At 54.3% G+C, this 21,142-nt stretch carries 18 protein-coding genes and 2 pseudogenes; 2 read left to right on the top strand and 18 right to left on the bottom strand.

Annotated elements, in window-relative coordinates; all coding sequences use genetic code 11:
* From B3Z49_RS10985 to rpsB, 10 genes and pseudogenes are all read right to left on the bottom strand, one after another.
* Positions 1-266 (bottom strand): annotated as a pseudogene (locus tag B3Z49_RS10985) (OmpH family outer membrane protein); the annotation flags it as partial.
* The gene (bamA, locus tag B3Z49_RS10980) at positions 267-2,561 is read right to left on the bottom strand and encodes an outer membrane protein assembly factor BamA (protein ID WP_349676378.1); all 2,295 of its coding nucleotides are present in this window, start codon (positions 2,559-2,561) and stop codon (positions 267-269) included.
* 26 nt (positions 2,562-2,587) lie between these two features.
* Positions 2,588-3,691 (bottom strand): RIP metalloprotease RseP, encoded by a 1,104-nt coding sequence (gene rseP, locus B3Z49_RS10975; RefSeq protein ID WP_296990793.1) that lies wholly within the window; start codon positions 3,689-3,691, stop codon positions 2,588-2,590.
* 38 nt (positions 3,692-3,729) lie between these two features.
* Positions 3,730-4,893, bottom strand: coding sequence for a 1-deoxy-D-xylulose-5-phosphate reductoisomerase (locus tag B3Z49_RS10970; RefSeq protein WP_296990790.1), 1,164 nt, complete (start codon positions 4,891-4,893; stop codon positions 3,730-3,732).
* A gap of 39 nt (positions 4,894-4,932) precedes the next feature.
* Positions 4,933-5,676, bottom strand: coding sequence for a phosphatidate cytidylyltransferase (locus B3Z49_RS10965; protein WP_414716253.1), 744 nt, complete (start codon positions 5,674-5,676; stop codon positions 4,933-4,935).
* A 61-nt stretch (positions 5,677-5,737) separates the two neighbouring features.
* The gene (locus B3Z49_RS10960; RefSeq protein WP_008891202.1) at positions 5,738-6,478 is read right to left on the bottom strand and encodes an isoprenyl transferase; all 741 of its coding nucleotides are present in this window, start codon (positions 6,476-6,478) and stop codon (positions 5,738-5,740) included.
* A 2-nt stretch (positions 6,479-6,480) separates the two neighbouring features.
* Positions 6,481-7,044: a ribosome recycling factor gene (frr, locus tag B3Z49_RS10955; RefSeq protein ID WP_008891203.1), complete on the bottom strand. Its 564-nt coding sequence runs from the start codon at positions 7,042-7,044 to the stop codon at positions 6,481-6,483.
* A gap of 2 nt (positions 7,045-7,046) precedes the next feature.
* The gene (gene pyrH / locus B3Z49_RS10950; RefSeq protein ID WP_040824079.1) at positions 7,047-7,778 is read right to left on the bottom strand and encodes a UMP kinase; all 732 of its coding nucleotides are present in this window, start codon (positions 7,776-7,778) and stop codon (positions 7,047-7,049) included.
* 166 nt (positions 7,779-7,944) lie between these two features.
* Entirely contained in the window at positions 7,945-8,868 is a 924-nt protein-coding gene (tsf, locus tag B3Z49_RS10945; RefSeq protein WP_008891205.1) for a translation elongation factor Ts, read from the bottom strand.
* 87 nt (positions 8,869-8,955) lie between these two features.
* Positions 8,956-9,735 carry a 30S ribosomal protein S2 gene (gene rpsB / locus B3Z49_RS10940; protein ID WP_008891206.1) on the bottom strand — a complete coding sequence of 260 codons (780 nt, stop codon included), beginning with the start codon at positions 9,733-9,735 and terminating at the stop codon, positions 8,956-8,958.
* 280 nt (positions 9,736-10,015) lie between these two features.
* On the opposite strand from rpsB, the gene B3Z49_RS10935 reads away from it, so the two are divergent.
* Together B3Z49_RS10935 and B3Z49_RS10930 are read left to right on the top strand one after the other, a co-directional pair.
* Positions 10,016-10,543 (top strand): TetR/AcrR family transcriptional regulator, encoded by a 528-nt coding sequence (locus B3Z49_RS10935; RefSeq protein WP_296990788.1) that lies wholly within the window; start codon positions 10,016-10,018, stop codon positions 10,541-10,543.
* Complete coding sequence (locus B3Z49_RS10930; protein WP_296990787.1) at positions 10,540-11,673, top strand: MFS transporter; 1,134 nt, start codon at positions 10,540-10,542, stop codon at positions 11,671-11,673. The genes B3Z49_RS10935 and B3Z49_RS10930 overlap by 4 nt, the downstream gene beginning before the upstream one ends.
* Before the next feature lie 81 nt (positions 11,674-11,754).
* On the opposite strand, the gene dnaE is transcribed toward B3Z49_RS10930, so the two are convergent.
* The 8 genes and pseudogenes from dnaE to B3Z49_RS10890 all read right to left on the bottom strand — a co-directional run.
* Entirely contained in the window at positions 11,755-15,240 is a 3,486-nt protein-coding gene (gene dnaE / locus B3Z49_RS10925; RefSeq protein ID WP_296990785.1) for a DNA polymerase III subunit alpha, read from the bottom strand.
* An 89-nt stretch (positions 15,241-15,329) separates the two neighbouring features.
* Complete coding sequence (locus tag B3Z49_RS10920; RefSeq protein WP_296990783.1) at positions 15,330-16,064, bottom strand: ABC transporter ATP-binding protein; 735 nt, start codon at positions 16,062-16,064, stop codon at positions 15,330-15,332.
* Positions 16,057-17,307 (bottom strand): lipoprotein-releasing ABC transporter permease subunit, encoded by a 1,251-nt coding sequence (locus B3Z49_RS10915; RefSeq protein WP_296990781.1) that lies wholly within the window; start codon positions 17,305-17,307, stop codon positions 16,057-16,059. The genes B3Z49_RS10920 and B3Z49_RS10915 overlap by 8 nt, the downstream gene beginning before the upstream one ends.
* Before the next feature lie 116 nt (positions 17,308-17,423).
* The gene (proS, locus tag B3Z49_RS10910; RefSeq protein ID WP_064781498.1) at positions 17,424-18,749 is read right to left on the bottom strand and encodes a proline--tRNA ligase; all 1,326 of its coding nucleotides are present in this window, start codon (positions 18,747-18,749) and stop codon (positions 17,424-17,426) included.
* A 150-nt stretch (positions 18,750-18,899) separates the two neighbouring features.
* Positions 18,900-19,457 carry a hypothetical protein gene (locus tag B3Z49_RS10905; RefSeq protein ID WP_296990780.1) on the bottom strand — a complete coding sequence of 186 codons (558 nt, stop codon included), beginning with the start codon at positions 19,455-19,457 and terminating at the stop codon, positions 18,900-18,902.
* A 437-nt stretch (positions 19,458-19,894) separates the two neighbouring features.
* A complete protein-coding gene (locus B3Z49_RS10900; RefSeq protein ID WP_296990778.1) occupies positions 19,895-20,134 on the bottom strand; it encodes a DUF1467 family protein in 240 nt (79 codons plus the stop codon).
* Between the two features lie 112 nt (positions 20,135-20,246).
* On the bottom strand, positions 20,247-20,651 hold the full coding sequence (gene mce, locus B3Z49_RS10895; RefSeq protein ID WP_044826779.1) for a methylmalonyl-CoA epimerase: 405 nt from the start codon (positions 20,649-20,651) through the stop codon (positions 20,247-20,249).
* Positions 20,652-20,755: 104 nt separating this feature from the next.
* Positions 20,756-21,142: pseudogene (locus tag B3Z49_RS10890) on the bottom strand (MBL fold metallo-hydrolase); the annotation flags it as partial.

Below are 21,142 nucleotides of genomic sequence, written 5' to 3'. Positions count from 1 at the left end.
TGCTGAGCGAGTTGTTTTTCTTCCTCGCGCAATCCCTGTTCGCGGGTTTCGATTTCCTTTTGATAGGCAACCTGCCGATCGCGGATTTGTTTGCGGGCGTCCTGCATTGCGGATGCTTCGCGCATGATGCCGGCTACATCGACAATCATAACAGATGCAATGTGATCGGGGTTCGGTTCCTGCGCTTGCACCCCAGAATTTTGAACGGTGAAACCGATCAGGGCAGCAAAAACCAGCAGATTACGGAGCGATTTGATCATTTTCATTTAGAATCTCGTTCCGAAGTTAAGTCGGAACAACTCCTCTTTGTCGTGATCTTCTTTTGTGACGGCCTGAGAGATGTCCACACCAATCGGACCAAACGGTGATTCCCAACCTACACCAAAACCGACAGAGCTTCTAAGCGAGCCTGTATCGTAGATTTCGCCCGGACGGGCACCGTCCACTTCCTGCCCCGAGCCGAAATCACTAAACACGCGACCGGTCAAAGCAAACTCAGACGGCAGCCCGAGCGGGAAGTCCAACTGAACGGTTCCAGTGTAGTACAGTTTGGAACCCAAAGCATCCCCGGTCGCGATATCACGCGGGCCGACACCGGCAGCTTCGAAACCACGCAGGTTTGAACCACCGACAGAAAAGCGTTGAGAAATGCGGGTATCATCGTCGAAGCCGAAAATGTAGCCGGTAGAACCACGGGTCGAGAGTACCCACTCATGCTCACGATCCAGCGGGTAGTAATAGCCACCCTCAACACGTGACCGCAAATATTGCTCATCCCCGCCAAGCCCCGCCAAATCATTTGACAGACGAGCAAAATAACCCTCTGTCGGCGAAATCGAGCTGTCACGTTCATCATAGGTCAGAGTATGACCAATGGCCGACTCAACGAACTCGGTCTCTTCAGCCAAAAGAAGGCGTGACGCACTATTGCGGTTAATGTTGGAATAGCTGTTTTGCTCCAGGGTATAGCGGAAGGAATGCGAAAGTTCCTCGCTGTAGCGGAAGCCGGCACGGAGACGACCACCGGTCTGCTCTTCATCATAAGAGCTTTCATCCTGGTTATCTTCTTCGCGGCGGTAGACGTCAAACCCTGCCGCAATTTCACGATCGAGGAAATAGGGCTCCGTAAAGGAAAGATCGATCTGCTGATCAGAAGAACCTAGCGTGAAGTTCAGGCGCAGATCCTGTCCTTTGCCGAGCAGGTTGCGTTCCCGAATGCCTAGCTGACCAAACGCGCCGTCATCGGTTCCATAGCCCGCACCGATGGAGAATTCACCAGTGGATTTTTCTTCGACATCGACCTCAATCACGGTCTGATCAGGCGTAGCGCCCGGCAGGGTTTTGACATCCACCGATTTGAAGAAGTTGAGGTTTTCGATGCGTTGTTTGGAACGCTGCATCTTGGAGCTGCTGAACGCGTCGCCCTCTACCAGACGAAATTCGCGACGGATGACCTCATCGAGGGTGCGAACGTTGCCGACAACGTTGATACGTTCGACAAAGACCTTGGGCCCTTCGGCAATATTGAAGGTAATATCAATGGTGCCGGTTTCGCGGTTGCGCTGCACGTTCGGGCGAATATCAATGAAGGCATAGCCCTGATCCCCGACACTGTCGGTCAAAGCATCAACCGCATCGTCCACGAGGTTTGCGTTGTACCATTCACCGCTTTCAATTTCGATCAGCGGCATCAGGGTTTCCGGATCGATCTTGTCAATCTGTGAGACGACATTGATCTCGCCAAACTGATAGCGCTGCCCTTCGCTCACCGTGTAGGTGACAAAGAAGTCAGATCGATCAGGTGTCAGCTCGGCAACCGACGACAAAACCTGAAAATCGGCATAGCCAGCAGACAGGTAAAACCGGCGCAGAAGCTCGCGGTCAAAGGTCACGCGGTCGGGATCGTAGTTATCGTCGGCCGTCAGGATTTTCCACCAGGCACTCTCGGTCGTGCGAATGACATCGGAAAGTTCGCCGTCGTCAAAGGCCTTGTTACCAACAAAGTTGATCTTGCGGATACCGGTGGCATCCCCTTCATCAATCTCGAACGCGAGATCAACACGGTTCTGGTCAAGCTGGATGACCTTGGGCTCAACCGTTGCGGCGAAACGTCCACTGCGGCGATAGAGCTCGAGGATACGCTGAACGTCGGCCTGCACCTTGGTGCGGGTGTAAACAACGCGCGGGCGCAACTGCAATTCGGCACTCAGGGTATCGTCTTTAAGGCGCTGGTTTCCTTCAAACGCAATGCGGTTGATGATCGGGTTTTCAACGACATTTACCCGCAAAATTCCCTGATTGAACGAGAAGGATACGTCAGCAAACAGGCCGGTTGAGAAAAGCGCCTTGAGCGAACTGTTGATTTTCTGGATGTCGTAGGAATCGCCAGGTGCAACGGTGAGGTATGCATTCACCGTTGCCGTTTCGATACGATTATTGCCTTCGACTTCAATATCGCGAATCAGACCCGATTGGGCATGCACGGCCACAGGAACAATCAATGGCGCCGTTCCGCCAAGCAAGGCCGTAATGACAACGGCCGCTTTTACCTTACGCAGCAAGTTAACCCCCCTGTTGCTGTCATGCATTAGCCAGCAAGTCCTTTGAGGAAACTAAAGACACCCAATTGCGTCAAATCGTTCCACGTTGCGAAAATTATTAAGCTGAATACCAAACCCGCGCCGATACGGAAACCATATTCTTGTGCTTTTGCCCCCAATGGCTTACCGCGAATTGCCTCAATCGCGTAGAACACAAGATGACCACCATCCAGGACCGGAACAGGCATCAGGTTGATCAACCCAAGGCTGATGGAAAGATAGCCCATAAAGAACAGAAGCGGTGCGATGCCCCCTTCGGCCACCTGTCCTGACATTTGCGCGATCCGGATCGGCCCGCCCAGTTCAGAACTGTCGCGATCACCACTGATCATTTCACCGAGTGCCGAGAAGGTCTGCGTGGTCAATGAATAGGTCGTCTCAAATGCGCGACCGACCGATTCCACAACCCCGGTGCGGCTCGTCTCAAAGTCACCAGCGGTGATGCCAAGGCGTCCGACCGTCGCAGTCATACCACCCTCGTCGACTTCGACGGCTTCGGGCGTTACGGCAAGATCAACGATTTCGCTGTCGCGTTGGACCGTGACGGAAATCGGTTGCCCGGGATTTGCGCGCACAATGTCAGAAAGCTCAGAAAACCATTCAACCGACTGACCGTTGATCGCCGTGATGCGGTCATCAGTCATCAGGCCAGCAACAGATGCCGGGCTGTTTTCAAGAACGTCGCCAACAACCGGCAAGGCACGCTGTTGTCCGACAGCGGCAAACAGGAAGGTAAAGACGATGATGGCAAAGATGAAGTTGGCCAAAGGTCCGGCAAAAACGATGGCCGCGCGCGCGGCAACCCCTTTGTGATGGAAGGCATATTTTGCTTCTTCGGCGTCAAGGTCATCGCGACCACCGGCACTGGCAGGGTTCATATCGCCAAACATTTTGACGTAACCGCCAAGCGGGATAAGGCTGACTTTCCAGCGCGTGCCTTTTTTATCCTGCCACCCGAAAAGTTCGGGGCCAAATCCGATTGAAAAGGCTTCGACCTTCACGCCATTTTTGATTGCCACCCAGTAGTGACCATATTCGTGAACAAACACGAGTACCGAGAGCACAAAAAGAAAAGCAAGTAAGGTTTCCATCAAGAATTCCCTAAGCCGGTGAAACCGGCAGTTTCAATCTAAGAAGCCGACACAAGATGGGCCGAGGTTTCCCGGCGCACCATTGCATCTGTTTCAAATACCTGTTCAAGGCTGGTCAGCGGTTCGCTTCCAAGCCTTGTCATGACCTTTTCGACAGTCCCGGCGATATCAAGGAAACCGATTCTGTCGTTAAGGAACGCTTCGACGGCGACTTCGTTGGCAGCGTTCAGAACAGTAGGCAGCGTGCCACCTTCCTGCAAGGCCTGTCGTGCCAGACGAAGAGCCGGGAAACGATTTGTATCCGGCGCCTCGAAGTTCAAACGCCCGATCGTGGCAAAATCAAGACGCGGTGCGTCCACTTTGATCCGATCCGGCCATGAAAGCGCATAAGCAATTGGAGTACGCATATCCGGAGATCCCAGCTGTGCGAGCACAGAACCATCAGGATATTCCACCATGCTGTGAACAACTGACTGCGGATGCACAACAATTTCAATCTGTTCCTCGGCCACCGGGAACAGGTGCCAAGCCTCTATCAGCTCCAACCCTTTGTTCATCATGGTCGCAGAATCGATAGAAATCTTTGCGCCCATTTCCCAGTTCGGATGTGCCAAAGCCTGTACCCGGGTGACAGATTGCATATCCTTTAAAGACCATTCCCGGAACGGACCGCCCGATGCGGTTAAAAGGATGCGGTCAATGCGCGTTTCTTCGCGATCCTCGAGAACCTGGAAAATTGCACTATGTTCGGAATCAACCGGGATCAGGGTCGCACCATGCCTGGAAATTTCCGCCGTCATCAGGGCGCCGGCACAGACCAGTGTTTCCTTATTGGCAAGTCCGATGCGCGCACCGCGGCGAATGGCCGCCAGCGTCGGTTTAAGGCCAGCTGCCCCAACGATTGCGGCAATCACGATGTCAGAGGGACGTTCAGCAGCCTCGATCAGTGCGTCTTCACCGGCGGCGATTTCAATCCCCTTCCCCGCCAGAGCATCGCGAAGGTCCGCAAAACAGGCAGGATCGCCGATCACAGCGCATTTGGTGCCAAGTTCGATGGCGGCCTTGGCCAATGCATCGACATTGCGATGCGCCGTTACAGCTTCGACAACATATTTGTCAGTGTGGGACTTCAAAACATCAACGGTGCTGGCCCCGATGGAACCGGTAACACCAAAGACACTGACGGATTTCTTCAAAGTCATCAAACACCTGTAAAGACAGCAGCCCGAGGATTGGCCGCCTTAACGCAGAGAAAGCCCTGCGAAACAGATAATAGCAAAGGCCACAGGAAACACCGACAACATCCCGTCAGCACGATCAAGCAATCCGCCGTGGCCCGGGATCAGATGACTGCTGTCCTTGACCTTGAAACGACGTTTGAGTGCGGATTCACCAAGATCACCGATTTGGGCAACGATCGCCATAACCATACTGACAGCGACAATCGCCCAATTGATCGCATCGGAACTGAAATAGGTGACCAATCCACCGATCAAACCGGCACAGAACATGCCACCGATCAACCCCGCCCATGTTTTCTTCGGGCTGAAGCGTGGTGCGAGTTTTGGGCCGCCAATGGTCTTGCCAAAGGCATAACCGCCTGTGTCGGTGGCCCAGACAAGGAAGAACAGCCACATAATGATCAGAAGACCGTCGCCATCCTGGGTGCGCAGCCAGAGCGCTGACAGTGCAGCAACCGAGATGTACAAAACGCCAAACCCGGCAAGCAACCAGTTTGCGCCCGAACGGGCCGCAGCAATAATCACACCGATGGCAATCGGCATGACAATATATTCTTCCTGACCAGCAACATACATTATCATCGCGACCGCAAGCGCAACGGCGGTAACAACCGATATGCCGTTATGGTGGTTCGGGGCGCACATCCGCGACCATTCCCACATCATGCCTGCAGAAAACACAAACAGTAATATGTCAAAATAGGGAGATCCGAACCAGACCGCCGCAACAGCCACAGGCGCCATAACCATCGCGGAAAGAACGCGTGGTATCAGGCCGGAATTGGTATCTTTTTGATCTTGTGTCTCAGATGACGGCACCAAAACGCCGCTCCCGCCCGGCAAAATTATCGATAGCTTTTTCAAGGTGGCTGCGATCAAAGTCCGGCCAAAGCACATCTTCAAAGACGAATTCAGTATAGGCCGACTGCCAGAGCAAGAAGTTGCTGATCCGCTGTTCGCCGCTGGTTCGGATCAGAAGATCCGGGTCCGGAATACCGGCTGTCGACAAGTTTTGTTCGATCAGGTCTTCGGTAATCTCGTCGGCGGACAGTTCGCCTGCGGCAACCTTGGCGGCAATATCGCGCACAGCCTGCGTGATTTCAGCACGCGCGCCATAGCTCAGTGCGATGGTCAGGTTCAGGCGCGTGTTGTCGCGTGTTTGATCTTCGGCCTTTGCCAGAAGTTCACGGATATCGTCAGCAAAACGCGAACGATCGCCGATAATGCGAATTTTGATACCATTTTTGTGCAAAGTGGATAATTCGCGCTTCACGAACAGGCGCAGCAACCCCATCAGATCGCTGACTTCGCTTTCCGGACGCTTCCAGTTCTCGGTCGAGAAACCATAAAGCGTCAGATACTCGATACCAAGTTCGCCTGCGGCTTCGATGGTACGACGGACGGCGTCAACACCGGCGCGATGCCCCATCGTCCGCGGTCGGCCACGTCCGCGCGCCCAGCGCCCGTTGCCATCCATGATGATGGCAACATGACGCGGCACACAAAGCGCATCTGAAGGTTGAGTTTGCGAAGAAAGCACAGCCATAATCAGACTTGCATGATTTCCTGTTCTTTATGGGCGAGTGCTTCGTCGATCTCGCCGATGACCTTGTCGGTCAGCTTCTGGACTTCTTTTTCTTCGTCGTGCATCTCGTCCTTCGAGATGTCACCGTCCTTTTCCCATTTTTTCAGCTGATCCATGCCATCGCGACGGACGTTACGAACCGAAATCTTGGCCTGCTCGGCATATTTGCCGGCAACCTTGGAAAGTTCGGTACGACGTTCTTCGTTAAGTGCCGGGATCGGAACGCGGACAAGCGTGCCATCAGCAGCCGGGTTCAGGCCAAGGCCCGAATCACGGATGGCTTTTTCGACGGCCTTGACCATCGACTTGTCCCAAACCTGAACCGAAAGCATACGGGATTCTGGAACACTGACCGATGCCACCTGATTAAGCGGGGTCGGAACGCCATAGGCTTCAACCATGACCGGTTCCAGAAGGCTCACACTGGCGCGCCCGGTACGCAGACCGGTGAACTCCTTGTGCAATACTTCCACAGCCCCTTCCATACGGCGGGACAGGTCCTTTTTTAGGCCAGCAACGTCAGACACGTTCAGTCTCCATTCGAAATAATCGTAAACGTCCCCTTCGCAGAAACAACGTCTGCGAAGGCACCCGGATTATGCAAAGAAAATACAATAACCGGAATATCATTTTCGCGTGCCAAAGAAATAGCCGATGCGTCCATAACACGCAAATCTTTGGACAGAACTTCCATATAGGTCAGAGAGTCATAGCGTTCTGCCGTCGGGTCGGTTTTCGGATCCGCAGTGTAAACGCCGTCAACCTGAGTACCCTTGAGCAACGCATCACAGCCCATTTCAACCGCGCGCAAGGCAGCAGCAGTATCGGTGGTGAAGAACGGGTTGCCGGTGCCGGCAGCAAAGATTACAACCCGGCCCTTTTCCATGTGACGGACCGCACGGCGGCGCACATAGGGCTCACAGACAGAAGACATCGGGATGGCGGACTGAACGCGGGTCTGAACGCCATGGCGTTCCAGCGCGTTCTGAACAGCAAGGGCGTTCATGATGGTGGCCAGCATGCCCATATAGTCGGCGGTTGCGCGTTCCATGCCCTGCGAGGCACCTTTGACACCGCGGAAGATGTTCCCGCCGCCGATCACCATGCAGACTTCAGCACCCATGTCATGAACGGCTTTGATTTCGCTGGCAATCCGGTCAACAGTTTCTGGATCGATACCGTATTGCTGTTTACCCAAAAGCCCCTCGCCCGAGAGCTTCAAAAGGACGCGACGAAACTTCAATGGGCCGTTTTCTGCCATGTCGGATTGCCTCTTAAATGCCGATGTAACGCATTGCCCGAACGCGGGAAATGCAGAATTCAGATATAAAAAGACCGGCGAGTAACAGGGCGGATATGCGCTGCCGACCTCGCCGGTCTGGATCATACACGAAATGGTGGCAAACGCACCATTCCGAACAGATGTTTTATTTGTTCAGCTGCTCAGCAACTTCGGCAGCAAAGTCTTTTTCTTCGCGTTCGATGCCTTCACCGAGTTCGAAGCGAACAAAGCCCTTAAGGGTGATCGGCTTGCCAGCTTCTTTGGCAGCGTTCTCAATCACGGTTTTGACTTTGTTTTCACCGTCAATCACGAAGGTCTGTTCAACCAGAACAACCTGCTCGTAATATTTACGGATACGACCTTCGATCATCTTTTCGATGATTTCTGCCGGACGGCCGGATTCTTTGGCCTGTTCGGTCAGAACAGCTTTTTCACGCTCTACCAGTTCCGGATCAAGATCATCGACGGTTGCCGATGCCGGGTTGGTTGCAGCGATGTGCATCGCGATCTGCTTGCCAAGGCCTTCGAGAACGCCAGCGTCTGCCTCGGATTCAAGCGCAACCAGAACACCGATCTTACCCAGATCAGTGGCAACAGCGGAGTGAACGTAAGAAGCAACAACACCTTTGTCGACAGCCAGACCAGCCGAGCGACGCAGCGACATGTTTTCGCCGATGGTGGCGATCATGTGGGTGACCTGCTCTTCGACGTTACGCGAGGTACCCGGATAAGCAGCAGCTTTGAGGGCATCAATATCGCCGTTAGCAGCAACCGCCTGATTTGCGATTTCGCCAACAAATTTCTGGAAGTCTTCGTTACGCGAAACGAAGTCGGTCTCGGAGTTCAGCTCGACAACTGCACCTTTGGTGCCGTCAACTGCAACAGCAACCAGACCTTCGGCAGCAACACGGCCAGCTTTCTTGGCGGCAGCAGCAAGACCTTTGGTGCGAAGCCAGTCAACAGCTGCTTCAAGGTTACCATCGGTTTCGGACAGCGCTTTTTTGCAATCCATCATGCCAGCGCCGGTGGTTTCGCGAAGCTCTTTAACGAGAGCAGCGGTAATAGCCATTTTTAAAGCCCCTAAGTACGCGATCAGGTTAACACCTAACAAAACGGCGGCATGCTAGCCGCCGTTTCATCAGGTACAAAATGAAACTTATGCGGAAGCTTCTTCTGCAGCTTCGGAAGCAGCAGCTGCCTCGGCCGGAACTTCTTCCGCTTCGCCAAGGTCTGCGCCAGAAGCAGTCATTTCTTCCTGGATGCCGTCCAGAACGGAACCAACGAACAGATCGCAATACAGCTGGATTGCGCGGATCGCGTCGTCGTTGCCCGGAACCGGGAACTGAACGTTTGCCGGATCAGAGTTGGAGTCGAGGATCGCAACAACCGGGATGTTCAGGTTTTTGGCATCCTGAATAGCAAGCGATTCTTTGTTGGTGTCAACCACGACAATAATGTCCGGAAGACCACCCATGTCCTTAATACCGCCAAGAGCGCGCTCAAGCTTGTCGCGCGAACGGGTCAGGTTCAGGATTTCTTTTTTGGTCAGACCTTCTGCACCAGCGTTCAGGATTTCGTCCTGTTCTTTGAGGCGCTTGATCGAGTTGGAAACGGTGTTCCAGTTGGTCAGCATGCCGCCGAGCCAGCGATGGTTCACATAATACTGGCCGCAACGCTTTGCAGCGTCTGCGATGATCGGTGAAGCCTGACGCTTGGTACCGACGAAGAGAACACGACCACCCGAAGCGGTTACGTCACGAACAGCCTGCATCGCGCGATGCAGCATCGGAACGGTTTCCTGCAGGTTCAGGATGTGGATGTCGTTGCGGGCACCAAAGATGTAGGGTTTCATCTTCGGGTTCCAACGGCGGGTGTGGTGACCAAAGTGGACACCAGCTTCCATGAGCTGGCGCATGGTAAAGGTTGGCAAAGCCATGATAATTCCTACCTTTTTCCGGTTAATACCTCCGCGGAAGGGAATTCCATACACCATGTATGAAACACCGGATGGACGAGTTGCCATTTGACGGCAGTCGCCGCTCTTCCGCGTGCGATGTTCGAGGCGGCTTTTAGCCCCCCCGGAAACAGAATGCAAGCCCAAAAAGCGCTGCTCTCTGCACCTTCGGACCAACAGCCGATAACATAACAAAACATGACCAAAGGACAAAAACCTTTGACAGATGTAAAACGATCGTTTTACATCTGTGCGCATGAACATGAAAACCAAACTTCTTACATCCGCAGAACAGCTGTTTGATCAACATGGCTTTATGGCCACCAGCATGGATCAGCTGACCAAGGCCGCCGAAATGTCGAGCCGGACTCTTTATAAGCATGCCGGTGACAAAAACGGGCTGATCCAAGCGGTTCTTATGGAGCGCGACCGGCGTTTCTTGCAAATCATTGACGTTAAAAGCATTGATGATCTGTTTGAGGCACTGCAAAGCTGGGCGGAGACCGAGGGGACGCGCGGCTGCCTGTTCCTGCGTGCATATGGTGAAACCGGCGGTGAGACGCCCGAAATTGCCAAAACCGTGATGGCACATAAGGCGGCCTTCCATGCGCAAATAGCAGGGATCCTGAAAACCGAGTTTAGTGCCAATGATCCAAACCTTGAGCTGCTGACAGAGCAAATCCTTATCCTGATCGAGGGCAGCACGGCGGCCGCCATTTATCGCGGTGCAGAAGCCTTCAAATCCGCACATAAAGCTGCATCGGCACTGATTGCGCAGGCCATAAAATGACAAAAGCATTCAGCATTGGTGCAACCGGGTTTGGCCTGATCGCGGTTTGTTATGGCTTTGCACGGTTTGCGTTTGGGTTGTTTTTGCCCGACATTGACCAGCAGCTATCATTAGGCGCGACTGTTTCCGGGGTGATTTCAGGTGGATCTTTTCTGGGCTATTGCATTGCGATTATTGCGTCAGCCGTTCTGACAGAGCGGATTGGAGCGCGCCTTGTCGCCGTTGGCGCATCTTTGGTCGCCGCCATTGGCATGATTGGAATTGCCACAGCCCCAAATGCCATCTGGCTGGCGTCGGCGGTATTGATTGCCGGATCAAGTACGGGTCTGGCATCCCCCCCTATGGCCGCCGCTGTTGCAGCCGCAGTACAGAAAAATCAACAGAATAAAACAAACGCAACAATCAATGCCGGAACCAGCGTGGGTGTTGCCCTATCTGGCCCTATTGCACTTCTGATGACAGGGGAATGGCGTTTGGCCTTTGCCGGGTTTGCCTTTGTCGCCGTTGTGATGGCATTGATCGCCGGCTTTAGCCTTCCAGCCACACAAACGAAACCGCGTCAGCATCATCGATGGCCCCAACTTGATGGGAATATCTGGCGTTTGATCATTGCAGCCTTTCTGATGGGGGCTGCAAGCACGGCGCTTTGGTCTTTTGGCGGAAAACTTGCGACCTTCAGGCTTGGCTGGCAGAACAGTGATGTTGGCATTCTGTGGATTGCCATCGGATCGGCGGGCATCGCCGGGGCGTTTTCGGGCAACCTTGTTGCGCGCTTTGGCCTAGGTCGCACACACTGGTTATTTTTGGGGCTGATGTCGGTCGGTATGTTTGCCGTCGGATTTGAGGGAACCAGTGTCCCCATCACATTTATCGGTGGTGCACTGTTTGGCGGGGCTTACGTTCTTTTGACCGGGGTGTATCTGATTTGGGGTGTCAATGCCCTGCCCGACCGTCCTGCCACAGGGTTGATGATCGGCTTCCTGATGATTGCGGTCGGTCAGACCGCCGGTGCGCCGATTTTCGGGCTGATCATGGATACGTTTGGGCCTACATATGCGGTGCTTTCCTTTGCTGTGCTTGGACTTTTAGCCGGGTTGGCCCGCACCGGCCAGAAAGTCGTGCTCGCCTGAGCATCAAACAAGCAAAAACAGCCCGGCGCCAAATACACGGCGGCGGGCTGTTTTGCTTTGAAGAACTGTTTGCCTTGGCCCCTAGATTTCCTCGGCAAATTCCACACCGGGAATCGCGCCAATTGCACCGATCAAGGATGGCCCCACCTTGTAGTTTTCTTCAAGCTCGATCTCGGCCATGCGACCGTCATCACAGACCGTTGACAGACTGACAAGACCACGCCCCCGGCCCGCCTGTTCAAGCAACTGACGGATTTCCGCGACGGGGTCAGGACGGTTCAGACGAATGCGAATGCCTTCGGCGGCACCGGCGACCGCCTGTTCGAGGTCTTCGACGCGCTGGCCCTGAATGCGCAGTTGGCCTTCGCGCATTTCAGCAGAAACGTTGAGCAAAACCGGGCGTCCGGCATTGATGATTTCCTTGTATGCCGCCCATGCCTCGGCCCAGAAGGCGACTTCGAAACTGCCGGTCGGGTCCGAGAACATGACAAAGGCGAATTTCGAGCCGTTCTTTTTCGAGATCATTTCGCGTGCGTTGATCAGGGTTCCGGCCAGACGGATGGTACCCTTGTTTGATGCACGCATGCGGGCCGGCAATTCCTTGATCGGGGCGATGCCGATGCGCTGGATGCTTTTGCCAAATGTATCAAGCGGATGGGCTGACAAATAGAACCCAATGGCCGAGAATTCCTCGGTCAGTTTTTCCATCGGGACCCAGTCGCGTTCATCAGGCAGACGGATCTGATCCTTGCCAAAGCCACTGCTGTCACCAAACATCGAAATCTGATCGTCGTTGCGGGCATGCATCTCGCGCTGGGCAACGGCGATGACCTTATCGACATTTTCAAACATGACCTTGCGGTTGGACGCAAGGCAATCCAGCGCCCCTGCCCGTACAAGGTTTTCAAGCAGGCGTTTATTGACCGCGCGGCTGTCGATGCGCGATGCGAAATCGGTGATGTCCTTGAACGGTCCGTTGGCTTCACGTTCGGCGACCAGGCTTTCCATTGCGGCATCGCCGACATTTCGAACTGCGGCCAGTGCATAACGGATCTTGCGCACGCCATCGTGGTTTTCAACCGAAAACGCGACTTGGGAGTTATTCACGCAAGGCGGCAGGATTTCGATTTCAAGCCGTTCGACTTCCTGTTTGAAAATCGCCAGCTTTTCGGTGTTGTGCATATCAAGCGTCATCAAGGCGGCCATGAACTCGACCGGGTAGTTCGCCTTAAGATATGCCGTCTGATAAGCCACCAGCGCATATGCCGCCGCGTGGGATTTGTTAAAGCCGTAGGATGCGAATTTGGCGACCTGATCAAAGATGTCAGACGCCTGCCCGCGATCAACGCCGTTCTTTTCCGCGCCATCGACAAACAGGCTGCGCTGTTTTTCCATTTCCTCGGCGATCTTCTTACCCATTGCACGACGCAACAGGTCAGCACCGCCAAGTGAATAGCCCGCCATGATCTGGGCAAGTTCCATGACTTGCTCCTGATAGATCATGATGCCATAGGTTTCTTCGAGGATCGGCTGCAACATCGGGTGCATGTAATCAGGTTCTTCCTGACCGTGCTTACGCGCGATGTAATGCGGAATGTTATCCATCGGACCCGGACGATACAGTGCCACGACAGCGATAATGTCTTCGAGTGTATCAGGCTTTAGCCCGCGCAAGACATCCTGCATGCCCTGGGATTCAAGCTGGAACACGCCGACGGTTTCGGCGGCTGACAGGAGCTTGAAGGCCGGGCGATCATCAAGGGGAATTGCACTGATATCAAAGTCTTGCGGGACGTCTTTGCGAAGGCGCATCAAATTGACGGCCTCGATAATCACCGTCAGGGTCTTAAGACCCAGGAAGTCAAACTTCACCAGTCCGGCATTTTCAACATACTTCATGTTGAACTGGGTGACCGGCATGTCCGAACGCGGATCGCGATAGATCGGAACCAGTTCATCAAGGTCACGGTCACCGATCACCACACCTGCCGCGTGGGTCGATGAGTTACGATAAAGGCCTTCGATCTGCATGGCGATCGACAGCAGGCGATCAATATCCGGGTCCTCGCGCGCGATGCGGCGAAGGTCCGGTTCCATATCAATGGCTTCTTTCAGCGGGATCGGCTTGGCCGGATCGCCCGGGATCATTTTACAGATCTTGTCGACATAGCCATACGGGATCGACAATACACGCCCGACGTCACGCACAGCGGCCTTTGCCTGCAACTTACCAAAGGTGATGATCTGTGCGACGCGGTCGTGGCCGTATTTTTTCTGAACGTATTCGATCACCTCGCCGCGCCGGTCCTGACAAAAGTCGACGTCAAAGTCAGGCATCGACACACGTTCCGGGTTCAGGAAGCGTTCGAACAGAAGCGAAAACCGCAGCGGATCAAGGTCGGTAATCAAAAGTGCATAGGCCACAAGCGAGCCCGCACCCGAACCACGGCCCGGCCCGACCGGAATTTCGTGATCCTTGGCCCACTGGATGAAGTCGGCAACGATCAGGAAGTAGCCCGGGAAGCCCATCTGGTTGATGATGCCAAGTTCGTAATCAAGGCGTTCCCAGTAAGGCTTGGCGATTTCTTCTTTTTCCGCATCCGACATTTCATCGGTGAAGACGTATTTTTCGAGACGGCCTTTCAGGCCCTCTTCAGACATGTGGCGGAGTTCATCGACCTCTGTGCGGCCTTCGCCGCAATCAAAGGGCGGCAGGATCGGATCGATCTTTTCCACGTGCCAGGAGCAACGCTTTGCAATGGCGAGGGTATTGTCGCAGGCCTCGGGAATATCGGCGAACAGATCGCGCATTTCGGCTGCCGACTTGAAGCGGTGATCGGGGGTCAGTTTCCAACGATCTTCCTGACCAACAACCGCCCCCTGCCCGACGCAAATAAACACGTCATGGGCTTCGTACATATCGACCGTCGGGAAATAGCAGTTATTGGTCGCGACCAGCGGCACATCATGATCATAGGCCAGCTTGATCAGGCCGGGTTCGACCTGCTCTTCAAGCGGTTCGCCATGGCGCTGCAATTCGATGTAAAGGCGGTCACCAAAAATGTCCTTAAGCTCGGACAAGCAGCTTTCGGCCTTGTCGAGCTGTTCTTCGCCCAGCAAACGCGCAAGTGGCCCGGTCGGGCCACCGGTCAGGCAGATGATGTGGTCGGCATATTTGCGGATATGTTCGTAAAGGGCCTTTGGCTCGCTGCCGGCCTCGGACGTCATGTGGGCGCGCGAAACGATTTTCAGCAGGTTGAAATAGCCTTCCTTGTTCTGGGCAATCAGAACAAGGCGGTCTGGCATCGGTTCGCGGGCGATTTTGCCAACAGCGGGTTTATCGCCATAACGTTCCACGCCCATCTGCACGCCAAGGATCGGTTGAATGCCGGCACCGCTGAGCGCACCGGCGAAATCAAGCGCGCCGAACATGTTGTCGGTATCGGTCATCGCAACGGCGGGTTGGCCGTCAGCAGCGCAGAGTTTGGCAAGCTCCTTGGTCGTGATCGCACCTTCGGCCAGCGAATAGTTGGTGTGTACACGAAGATGGACGAAACCACTTTCCATCGGAGCCAGACCTCTGAAATATAAGAAAAATGCAGGACTGCCGCGCCCATCACGGGCGCGGCAAAACCAGCTTAAAGAATTTTGATCGCTTAGGGAAGATCAGCGGGATCGAGTTCGATCAAATGACCGTCGCGCAGGGTGACCACCCGATCCATCTGGCGCGCAAGTTCCGGGTTATGGGTCGCAATCAGCGACGCGAGGCCGGTTTCACGCACCAGTGTCATCAACATGCCAAATACCGTTTCGGCCGTTTGCGGATCAAGGTTGCCGGTGGGTTCATCGGCAAACAGCACATCAGGCACGTTGGCCAGCGCGCGGGCAATCGCCACGCGTTGCTGTTCACCGCCCGACAGACGCGCCGGGCGATGATCAGCACGTTTTTCAAGGCCAAGACAACGCAGCAATTCCAGCCCGCGTTCTTCGGCCTCGGCCCGTTTCAGGCCCTTGATCATTTGCGGCATGACGACATTTTCAAGGGCTGAAAATTCCGGCAGCAAATGATGGTACTGATAGACAAAGCCGATGTGGCTGCGGCGCATTTCAGTGCGCGCCAGATCAGACAAATCCGTGCTGCGCTTGCCACCGATGGACACCAGCCCGCCATCGGGCTTTTCCAACAGACCGGCAATCTGAAGCAAGGTCGATTTACCCGCACCTGACGGCCCGACGAGGGCAACGATTTCGCCCTGATGGATTTCGAGATCAACCGATTTCAGAATTTCGAGCTGATCGGGGCCCTGATTGAAAATGCGGTCAATCTTTTCAAGGCGCAGCACGACTTTGCGCGCGCGCTCTTCAGCGGTTGTTTTCAACAGATCACTCATAGCGCAGGGCCTCCACCGGATCGAGGCGCGATGCCCGCCATGCCGGATATACCGTGGCAAGGAAGGACAATGTCAGCGACATGATGCAAACCATAACGACCTCGCTGACATCCATGTCGGCAGGAAGCTGCGACAGGAAGTAAATCTCGGCATTGAAAAGGTCGGTCCCGGTCAGGCGTTGAATAAACTGACGGATATTTTCGATGTTCAGGCAGAACAGAACCCCAATGACGAGGCCCGAAATCGTGCCCAGCACACCGATGGAGGCACCAGCGAGGAAGAACACCTTCATGATCGACTGGCGGGTGGCACCCATGGTGCGCAGGATGGCGATATCACGCCCCTTGTCCTTTACCAGCATAACCATGCCCGAAATGATGTTAAAGGCGGCAACAAGGATGATCAGGGTCAGGATCAGGAACATCACATTGCGTTCGACCTGAAGCGCATTAAAGAACCCGGCATTGGATTGCTGCCAATTGACCAGACGCAACGACTGCCCGGACAAGCTTGTCAGCAATTCCTCCATCGTGTCATCAAGTGCGCCGATATCTTCAAGCATCACTTCAAAATGGGTGATTTTCTCCGGCAAGCGGAAATAGACCTGCGCGGCCTCCAGCGGCATGAAGATAAAGCCGCTGTCATATTCATACATGCCAATATCAAACAGCCCGGCAACGGTATAACCACGCACACGCGGCACGGAACCGAATGCAGTGACATTGCCCTTTGGCGAGATCAGGTTGACTGTATCGCCAACGCCCACGCCAAGCTTCATGGCCAGACGCGCGCCCATGATCACGGTGTCTTCACCCTTGAAATCATCCAAGGATCCGAAAACGATATTGTCAGCGATGGTTTTGCGTTTCTTGACATCTTCGGGGCGCATGCCGCGCACAATGGCACCGGACGCGCGGCCATTTTTCGATGCCATCACCTGCCCTTCGACCACGGGTACGGTCAGAACCACATTGCCGTTTTTGGCAATCTCGTCTTCGATCTTGGTGTAGTCACCAAGGCCGCCATTTCCCTGTGCATAGACCGAGATATGGCCGTTCAGCCCGAGAATTCGGCCAAGCAGTTCCGCCCTGAAACCATTCATCACCGACATGACAATGATGAGTGTCGCAACACCCAACATGATGCCGAGCAAAGAGAAGATGGCGATGACGGAAACAAAGCCTTCCTGCCGACGTGGACGCAGGTAGCGAAAGGCCACCATACGTTCGAACGGACTGAACATGGGCAATCGATCCTTGTGGAAGCGGGTCAGGAAAAAGGTATGAACAAAGAACTTAGCGTTCAAACCGAAAATGGCAACGGGGCAGCACAAGCTGCCCCGTCTGAAAGCATATTTTATCAGGCGCTGAGCTGATTAAGCGCCGCTTCAAAGGTGACTTCGGTTTTCTCACCCGATTTGCGGTTCTTGAGTTCAACAACACCGTTCTTGAGGCCTTTGGGGCCAATGACGATCTGCCAGGGCAGACCGATCAGATCCATATCGGCAAACTTGCCACCGGCGCGGATATCGCGGTCATCATAAAGGACCTCGATCCCGGCATTGGTCAGTTTGGCATAGGCATCTTCACAGGCCGCATCGCATTCATCGTCACCGGTACGCAGATTGATCAGGCCAACCTTGTACGGCGCGACAGATTCCGGCCAGATAATGCCGTTTTCGTCGTGGGATGCCTCGATCAATGCACCGACAAGGCGCGACACGCCAATGCCGTACGAGCCCATCTGAACCGGAACTTCGGTGCCATCCGGGCCAAGGACGGTTGCGCCCATCGGTTCGGAATATTTGGTACCAAAGTGGAAGATGTGACCAACTTCGATGCCGCGCGTGGTGACAAGATCATCACCAAGGGCCGTTACGGCCTCGTTGCTGGCATCGTGCATTTCTTCGGTCGCGGCGTAATCTTCAAGCGTGCCCTGCACCCAGTTTTCAAGGCCGGTACGATCATTGAGATCAACACCCTTGCCGGTCAGGTCCTTGTCGAGCCACTTCTTGTCGCAGAAGACTTCACTTTCGCCGGTATCGGCCAGAATGATGAATTCGTGGCTAAGATCACCACCGATCGGGCCGGTATCGGCCACCATCGGGATCGCCTTGACGCCCAAACGGGTGAAGGTCCGGCAATAAGCCAGGAAGATCTTGTTATAGGTGTGACGCGCGCTTTCGTAATCGATATCGAACGAATAAGCGTCTTTCATGTAGAATTCGCGACCCCGCATCACGCCAAAGCGCGGGCGGATTTCATCGCGGAATTTCCACTGGATATGATAGAGCAGCTGCGGCAGCTGTTTATAAGAGCGCACATCCTTGCGGAAGATGTCGGTGATCGCTTCTTCGTTGGTCGGACCAAACAGCATCTTGCGATCATGACGGTCGGTGATGCGCAGCATCTCAAGACCGTAATCATCATAACGACCACTTTCCTGCCACAGCTCGGCCGGCTGAATGGTTGGCATCAGAAGCTCGTTAAAGCCGATCTTGTCCTGTTCTTCGCGAACGATCTGTTCGATCTTTTTAAGAACACGGTGGCCGAGTGGCAGCCAGGAATAGATCCCTGCGGTCAGCTGACGCACCATACCGGCGCGGAGCATCAGACGATGGGACGCAATCTGGGCTTCCGAAGGGGTTTCCTTCAGGGTCGGCAGAAAGAACTGGGAAAGACGCATCAATGCCTCGTGATGATCAGATCTGAATATTTGGGTCTGTAATAACCTTGCCCGGAAAATGCGACAGAGCCGCCCGAAACGCAAGCCGGAACTTGCTTTATATCATCGATGGCTGGTTAAGCGCCAAAGATGGCAAAACAACGACGGCAATCAACGAAAGCCCGCCTTGCGGCATGCATCAATCAGTTCAGCGTTGTTGGCATCATCGCCAAGCGGCTGATCATTGAAATAAACCCGCCCGTTGCGATAGGTGATCTTGCCGATATTCTGTTCGCCGCTGACCCCGTCCGGCACGGTGATGCCGGAATATTTGAAGAAGTCGATGGTGACCGGAAATTCGATTTCCTTGGGCAGCGACTTCAAGATGTTGCTGCCACCATTCAAATCTGCCGGGGCAACCGCATTCCCGCGCACATCAACACCCGGCTTGTACGCCACATCGTCGTCCGGCACATGCGTGACCAACTCCTTGCAGGCAGCACGCGTAACAATGATCGTTGGTGCCGGTGCCTCATTTGTTGCTGCAGCATCATCCGCAGCACCGCCATCCGTTTGTTCTGTCGCGGAGGGGAATGGGGATTCGTCCTGCGCCTTGGCCGCGATGATTGGTGACACCATCAGCATCACCGCGGCGACAGGCGCCAATAGTCTGATTTTACGACCAAATCCGGCGTTTGAAATAGATTGGACCAATGAAAACTGGGGCATGATTTAGTTTCGTCCTATCTGTGTGCAGTGCAGCAACGATTCATTTGTGAAGTTTGGTCAAAACATCTTGCATAAAAATGAAACATGTGGCTTTTTAGTCGTCCGCTAACGGCGCAAGATCGTTCCGGAAGGCGTATCGCAGCCGCTCATAATATTGCGGGAGGCTTTGTTGCCAATAAGCATACAAGAAGCAGGCGCGACGTCGAAATAAAACCTGTGCATAAGCCCAGGTCTTAGGAGGAAGTATAAAAAGATTACGGGAAAACAGCTATAAAAATAGCGTCTTAGCAAGATCCTTGTGATCTTGCTTTTTTTTTGCCCCTGCCCCATCCGACGCGCCGAGCCATGATTTTTCTGCAGGGCTTAGGACGCGCCAAACGACAAAACCCCGCACAAAATGTTGCGGGGTTTTATGTTTCCGGATTGGGTGAAGCGCCTTATTGCGGCGGTCGAACTGCGATCATGCCGCTGGTGATGACAAACCATGCGACCACCCACAGGATTGCCGAAATCAGACTGGTGGCGAGGATCTTTTTCCACATATGCGGCTTTTCCGGTGCGCCGCTGTCATGGCCCGGTTCAACATTTTCGACCCGCTTCACGCCGACCGGCAACACCATGAACAGAACCAGCCACCAGATAACGATGTAAACAAGAAGTCCGGAAAACCAGTTCATAAGGGTGCCTTCGGGTTGGATGCAGCATCTGAATGTTTAAAAGACGATAGAAACGCCCGACCTGTTTTGCAAGGCCGGACGTTGTGCGGCGGATCTCGCAAAACGCTTTAGATCAAACCTGTTCGAGTTCGACCAGGGTTCCGTTGAAATCCTTGGGATGAAGGAATAAGACCGGCTTGCCATGGGCACCAATCTTGGGTTCACCGTCGCCCAGCACGCGCGCGCCACTTGCCTGCAGCTTGTCACGCGCGGCCAGAATGTCATCGACCTCGTAGCAGACATGATGAATACCGCCCGACGCATTCTTTTCAAGGAAACCCTTGATCGGAGAGTTTTCCCCCAACGGATAGAGCAGTTCGATCTTGGTATTGGGCAGTTCGACAAACACAACCGTCACGCCGTGATCGGGCTCGTCTTGCGGCTCTGAGACCTTTGCGCCCAGAACATCGCGATATTGCGCAATCCCGGCCTCAAGATCCGGTACGGCAATCGCAACGTGGTTCAGCCGTCCAATCATGGTGTTCTCCTTACGTCTTTCATCTGCCCGATTGGGGCCAATCTAGGATGGTGAACATCTTTAAGACAACTGCGCTTTTGGTCGAATGCCCGTTACTTGGCGGCTCACCCCTGCTCTTTCACGCGCGCCAGATGCACTTCAATCAACGGGCGTTTGCCCATACGTTGACGTACCGGACGGCGCAGGGCCTGACGGACGGCAAGGATCACAGTGGCATCATCCATGACTTCTTCGTCATTCAGCTGATCAATGCGATTGCCGATTTCGGCCGCAAATTGATCCAGACGGGTTTCTTCGCCGGGCTCGTCAAACAGGCTGGGGGCGGTGATCATCGGTTCATTGACCATTTCGCCAAACTGGTTGAGCACCACGGTCACGAACATCACGCCGTTCCAGACGATGCGATTGCGGTTACGGAAGGTATCGGCATCGCGTTTAAGCAACCGACCGCCATCAAGGGCGAGAACGCCGGCCTCTGCCACGCCGATAAC

The sequence above is a fragment of the Thalassospira sp. UBA1131 genome, from assembly GCF_002311515.1.
Lineage (GTDB): Bacteria > Pseudomonadota > Alphaproteobacteria > Rhodospirillales > Thalassospiraceae > Thalassospira.
The sequence above is the reverse complement of the archived record's forward strand: the minus strand, read 5'-3'. Positions and strand labels throughout refer to the sequence as shown.